Annotated in this window: 6 protein-coding genes and 1 pseudogene; all 7 read right to left on the bottom strand. The window is 58.0% G+C overall.

Annotation, left to right across the window (positions count from 1 at the left end; all coding sequences use genetic code 11):
- Window positions 1-63: 63 nt before the first annotated feature.
- Window positions 64-815, bottom strand: a pseudogene (locus GGQ89_RS18150) (transposase); the annotation flags it as partial.
- Window positions 790-1,017, bottom strand: coding sequence for a helix-turn-helix domain-containing protein (locus GGQ89_RS18145; RefSeq protein ID WP_206362677.1), 228 nt, complete (start codon window positions 1,015-1,017; stop codon window positions 790-792). The gene GGQ89_RS18145 and the pseudogene GGQ89_RS18150, both read right to left, overlap by 26 nt.
- A gap of 209 nt (window positions 1,018-1,226) precedes the next feature.
- Window positions 1,227-2,372, bottom strand: coding sequence for an FAD-dependent oxidoreductase (locus tag GGQ89_RS18140; RefSeq protein ID WP_184106706.1), 1,146 nt, complete (start codon window positions 2,370-2,372; stop codon window positions 1,227-1,229).
- 10 nt (window positions 2,373-2,382) lie between these two features.
- Window positions 2,383-3,210: a glycosyltransferase family 2 protein gene (locus tag GGQ89_RS18135; RefSeq protein WP_206362676.1), complete on the bottom strand. Its 828-nt coding sequence runs from the start codon at window positions 3,208-3,210 to the stop codon at window positions 2,383-2,385.
- The gene (locus GGQ89_RS18130) at window positions 3,207-4,184 is read right to left on the bottom strand and encodes a hypothetical protein (RefSeq protein ID WP_184106705.1); all 978 of its coding nucleotides are present in this window, start codon (window positions 4,182-4,184) and stop codon (window positions 3,207-3,209) included. The genes GGQ89_RS18135 and GGQ89_RS18130 overlap by 4 nt, the downstream gene beginning before the upstream one ends.
- Window positions 4,177-5,025, bottom strand: a complete 849-nt coding sequence (locus GGQ89_RS18125) for a sugar phosphate isomerase/epimerase family protein (protein WP_184106704.1) — start codon at window positions 5,023-5,025, stop codon at window positions 4,177-4,179. Before GGQ89_RS18125 ends, GGQ89_RS18130 begins: the two co-directional genes overlap by 8 nt.
- Window positions 5,022-5,903 (bottom strand): NAD-dependent epimerase/dehydratase family protein, encoded by an 882-nt coding sequence (locus GGQ89_RS18120; RefSeq protein WP_184106703.1) that lies wholly within the window; start codon window positions 5,901-5,903, stop codon window positions 5,022-5,024. The genes GGQ89_RS18125 and GGQ89_RS18120 overlap by 4 nt, the downstream gene beginning before the upstream one ends.
- Window positions 5,904-6,000 lie beyond the last annotated feature (97 nt).

Raw genomic sequence — 6,000 nt, 5'->3', positions numbered from 1 at the left:
GGGGCTTAGCGACCTCCGGCGGTAACGGCCATCATACGGTTCTTGAAATGTTCTCGCTTAGCGTTGTCTGGCGTACCTTCCACGCGATGCCCTCCGACTGGCCTCGTCGATGATGGTCAGGATGCGGAACTTGCGCCCATCGTGGGTACGCTCCTCGACGAAATCATAGGCCCAGACGTGCCCCGGATACTCCGGTCGAAGCCGGATGCAGGAGCCGTCATTGAGCCAGAGCCGGCCGCGTTTCGGTTGGCGCTGCGGCACCTTCAGCCCCTCGCGCCGCCAGATCCGCTCGACCCGCTTGTGGTTCACCGACCAGTCCGCCGCATGCAGCAGCGCGGTCACCCGACGGTAACCGTAGCGCCCGTACTGCTTTGCCAGCGCGACGACGTCGTCGGTGAGCGCCTGCTCATCATCTGCCCCGCACGGCACTTTGCGCTGCGTTGACCGGTGCTGGCCAAGCACGCGGCACACGCGCCGCTCGGACACGTCCAGTACCTCCCGAACTTGGTCGATGCAGCGTCGGCGCCGTGCGGGGCTCAGAAGTTTCCCTTTGCCGCCTCCTGCAGGATGAGCTTGTCCAGCGTCAGATCCGAAATCGCACGCCGCAGCCGGGCGTTCTCCTTTTCCAGATCCTTCATCCGACGCGCCTGGTCCGTCTTCAGGCCACCATATTCCTTGCGCCAGCGATAATAGGTCTGCTCGCTGACTGCGATCCGCCGGCACGCCTCGGCGGTCGTGCCGCCTTGGCCCAGCACGATCTCAACCTCACGCAGCTTGCCGATGATCTCCTCAGGCTTGTGCTTCTTCGAAGGCATTCGTTGTCCCTTCCTTGGTCCAGACTGTCATAGTCGATGGACCACTCAGAAGGGGGCAGCTCACTTCCTGTCGAAGGCGATCGAGCAGCCGGTAGACTTGCCGCCGCTGGAAACCCAGCAGTTCCATCGCATCCGCGATCCGGATCTCGCCGCAGTCGAGCCGTATCAGCGAGTCGAACCGGGTGATCTCAGCAGAACTCATCGCTAGCACCGTCATACCATGCGCGTCTTCGTTGCAAAGGAAGGCCATGACAACGACTGCCCGCCGAAAGCAGCGGCAGTGCCGTTTCTATCTAGCAGGATGGTGTCATTTGCATCTGGCACCTACAGTTCTACTATTCGATAATGTTTGTTATGTAAAATGATAACTGTGCATTCGGCTATCCGCCGGTCGGTTAGCCATTCAACATGTCACGGCGCACCAACAACAAATTGCGAGTTGGCGCTTCGAAATTTTGGAGAAAGCTCGGGCAAAACATCGAAAAGGTCGTAAATGTTGTCGATTTTCCCTCCAAGCACCGAATAGAATTCGGATTCTCTCTTATGCCTGTGGACAAGGATAGGACGTCCATCATTGATTTCGTTTTTTGTGAGAACGGTCTTCACCGTGACCAGAGAATCGCAATATTCTATATCGGCCAAGGCAGGTAGGTAGCGTTGTGCATCCATCATCATGTGGCGCCACCGGGACTGCAGCTCCCCCGGCTGGGGCTGAGGTTGATTGGTTGCTTGGTCGCGATGATCAACCCAACTGAAATGCGGCGTGTACCGCACATGCGTGAGCGAATATAAATTGCGCGATGGATAAGGCATGGTGGAGAAGAATGGGCCGTCCATCAAGGTAATGCCCTTACCCTCGATTTCGGCGGGCGGGACAACCAGAGCCACTTCCGCCAACTCATGCTTCAGCGGCAAAGGCAACAAACCGCTCTCCAGAAGCAGGCTGTTCAGACCCGAATACGTGACGTTGAACGTAAAATTGCCTGTGACCGCACTGCCGTCGTCTAGGATGACGCGGCAACGTCCGTCATGCTCGGTGACTGAATGCGCAGTCCGGCCTGTCAGCAAATCTATGCCATGCCGATTCAGACGCTCGCTGAGGCCACGTCGCAAAACCGACCAGTCGAAGGCAAACTCTTCGCAGGCGAAAACACCTTCAACCAGTTCCGAATTAAACAATGCCGCATCGCTGACCCGGGCTGGCGCTATTGGGGCCTGCATGTCACGAAACATCGCATGAAAGCGGGTCGCCGTGACCTTGCTCCGTCGACGTGCAATTCCATAGAGCATTTGGAAATCATCGACGACGGCATCAGCGAAATCGTGCGCGAAACGTTCGCGCAGTCGTGCTGAACGCAGAGCGGTTACAAAACTTCTCGGATAATGAAAACCGGTATGAACACGTGCCTGGTTGATCTGCGAAGCTTGGGTCAGCAGCTCGGCCTCTCGCTCGATGACGAGAATACGATCACTGACGCTGCGAAGATACAACGCCAGACAACATCCGAAAAACCCACCGCCAACGATGATGATGTCATAGTTTCTATCGGTACCCATCGTCACCGCCTTACGGTTTGTATCGGCCAACCAACGTTTTGCCTACAACAGCAAGCAGATCGACCAATGCCTTCACCCCCGAGATTTTCGTGGGTATCGCTTCATTTGCCGGATAAATGCGGCTGGTGGGTATTTCGGTGACCCGATAGCCAAGCTGGGAAGCCCGAACCGTCAGATAGGCCAACAGTTCATATCGATCAAACACGTCTCGGAACGGTTGGGTTCTGGCATCCAACAGATAGCGGCTCGAATATGCCCGATATCCCTGGGTCGTATCCGTGAACCAATGCTTGGCCGCCATACTCAGAACCGGGGCATGGATCAGCCGAATGGCAAGCAGACGTGACAGAGGCGTGTTCTCGCGATGGCCTCCCTTTAGGAAACGCGAGGCTTGCGCATAGTCGATTCCGGCATCCAGCGCATCGACGAAGCGAGGAATGGTGTCGACACCATCCTTGCCATTGCCATCGATCGTGATGATACCTTCGTAGCCTTCACGCAATGCCCACGCATAGGCACAGCGCAGCTGGGCGGATAACCGCCCCGGTCCGGTTTTTACCAGCAGGCCTCGGACACCGACACTCGACAGAAAATCCGAATCGAGCGAACCATCGGTTGACCCGCCATCAACCACGACCGTGTCGACCAGGTCATGAATGCCCAGGCGCGCCATTTCGCGCAGCTGGCCACGGATGCGTTCGCCCTCGTTGATCACGGGGATGACAATTACATATTTCGTACGCCTCGGGCGTAATGGTTCGTATCGGAACGACGGAACATCCCACCCCTCCGCGATGTCCGCGTGCGGCATCATTCCTGGCAGATCGTCGGTAGTCATGATTCCTCCGGGCCGGGCGGATCGATCCGCATTTGGCCGATCTCGACATTGCGCTCGGTCAGCCTGTCGAAGAAGCTGATATTGGCTATTTCATCGACGATCGCACGATCATCGCCCCCGACCGCTCGTTCCAGTATCGCCGCCAGGGCGATCGACAGGATGGACATACCGGTCGAGATGAAGCCCATCGAGCCAGCCAGGATGAAGGCGGTCGAAAACCATCCTTCTTGAACCTGATCATGGGTCAAGAGCACGCTGACTGCATAAAGCCCGTACAGCGCAGCGCTTGTGGCAGCCAAGAATCCTAGTACGGCATAGATTTTGAGATAACGCGGCGCGCCGGCGCGCAGAATTTCTGTCAGCAACTCATAACGATGGGCCAGGCGGGCGGTGCGCCCCGCGGTACCGGACAGCGCAAAATGGCTGTAACGTGCCGGCCCCCCACGCTGCTCGAAGCGCAGATCGAGCGATGCATGCCCCCGCGCTAGGATCGCATTGAGCCGCTCGCGCGACAGGATGATTGTACGCGACGCACGCGCGGTAACCTTGTTGCGGGAAAGCAACGACAGGAAATGATAGGCCGGATCGCTGACGCGGCCCGACCTGTGCCATCCCAAAAGAACCGAGTTACGTTCCTTGGCCTCGTCCATACGGGCGATCAATTCGCCACTCTCGACATCGGCCAGATCGTACAATGCGACGACATCGCCAATCGCTTCGGACGCGGCAATGGCACGCTGGCGATAGAAGCTGACGCTGTCCTCGGTGACCAAGATCCGCAGGTTGGGCAGCCCGGCCAACGTACCGACCAGCGTATGTAGCCGATCGCGCAACCGCTCGGAGACGACATAGACGATCTCGAAATACCGGAAATGCCGCGACAGCATGGCCTCCAGCTCGACCAGCAATGGCACAGTTGCGGCCAGACCTTTTTCATCGACCACACAGATCGACGCCAGATAATCGTCACGCATCGTGCAGCGACCGCATTGATGAAATGGCTTCGACGCCTCGCCCTAGTGCCGCGTCAACGATGGCTAACCCTCCCTCGGCCGGTCGCCTCATCTCGATCGAGAACCAGCCATCGTAGCCGGATTTCGACAAGGCGGTCACGACTTCGCGTGTTCGGCCGACATCTGCGGGTGCAGGAGCGAGCTGAGGCTCGCTCAAATGGGTATGGGTGACACGATTGCCCGATGCGGCAGCCAATGCCCCAATATCGGTTTCACCATTCATGATGGCGGCACCGATGTCGAAATTTAGCCCAATGCCGGGATGCCCAATTTCGTTGACGAAGCGTGCCGCTGCGGAAACCGTGGTCAGAAAGTTGGTACCATAGGCTGCTGGATTGGGCTCGATCGACAGCGTCGCCCCGCCCTTAAGAGCTGCATTACCCAGATCGCGGAAGACGTCGATGGCGTATCCGGTCGCTTGCTGCTCGGACAGGCTTTCGGGATAGCACCGATTGGCTGGCGAACCGAATACGAGGTTGCCGATTTCCAACCGCTCTGCAAATCCGATCGCTCGCATCATCGCGGCATGGAATTGTCGCTGTTCTTCAAGGTCGCCGAACAGTCGGGCACCCGTTACCCCGAAGAGCAGCGACTGCACCGATATTGCCGAAATATCGAAAGCGGCCAGCTCGGCTCGGAACGCCCTGAGCGCCGAAAGGGACGGAACGAAGGGATCGTCCTCGCCCGGAAATGCCAGGGCAGGCGCAATCTCTAAGCCCTGCACGCCCCTGTCATGCATGAGGCGATAGACGGTCGATGCATCTTCTGGTGCCCAGGCGATGTTCGATATGGCCAGCTTCATCGCCCGGTTTCCGCCTGATAGAAGCGCTTCAACCGGGCCAGCGTATCTGCGCGATCATACAGATAATGCCCGGTTGCACCGAACATATCCGCATGAACCGTTCGCATGTCTTCTCGCACCAGAGGCGACCGGTCGTTGTCGAACGGCACACCCGTCAATTCCATATGGATGTCGCGTGCCGCTATCGGCTCGGAACATATATTGACGACATCTAGATCATTCTCGATCACACGATCAATGTCCTCCGCGAGCCGCGACATATCATAGTATTGATATTCACTTTGACTGTTGGTGAACTGGGTCGCCTGCATACCCGCAGCGGCAACCGCCTCGGTAAATTCTTGTTTCACAGGGGAAAGGGCGAGTGCCGAACGGTCCAGCGCCATCATGTTGAGGCCCGTGTCAAAGCGGTAGAGATTGGCCAGAGCCTCGGCCAGCCTGTCGCCGACGGCCTCCTTCAGAACGGCGAACCGCTCTGGTGGCAGGAAGGACGGAACGGGATTGATGACATCGAAAACGAAGTTCTTCTTCAATCCTGCACCGAACAATGCCGGGAGGCGCACGGTGTGCATCGTCGGGAAGACCGCGCGCAAACGTTCCTCAAAGGTACGCCGATTGCGTCCATAGGCCTTTTCGACTTCATAGCTGGCATGACGCTCGTCATAGCCCGCAGCCGGATCGTCGAATACCGCAATGGTCGAGATCAGGACCAGATGCTTCGCCTTCACCGTCGACAGCGTATTGCTCAACGCCTTCAGATTTGCCTCGTCCCCGGCAGGATCGCGGTTGGCCGCCCACATGCTGGCTGGTGCACCAGCGCAGACCAGAACATCGAACGCTCGTCCGGCGATGCTGGCGATGGTGCGTGAATTATACACGTCGCTGAACGTACGGGTTCGCAGGAGCGTGCTCCCAACGAACCCAGTATGACCAACAAGTGCCGTGGGAGCTTCCGATATCATGCTTCCCGCTACC

The sequence above is a fragment of the Sphingomonas yabuuchiae genome (genome assembly GCF_014199595.1).
GTDB lineage: Bacteria > Pseudomonadota > Alphaproteobacteria > Sphingomonadales > Sphingomonadaceae > Sphingomonas > Sphingomonas yabuuchiae.
Note: the sequence above shows the minus strand (reverse complement) of the source record. Positions and strands in the feature narration are given on the sequence as shown.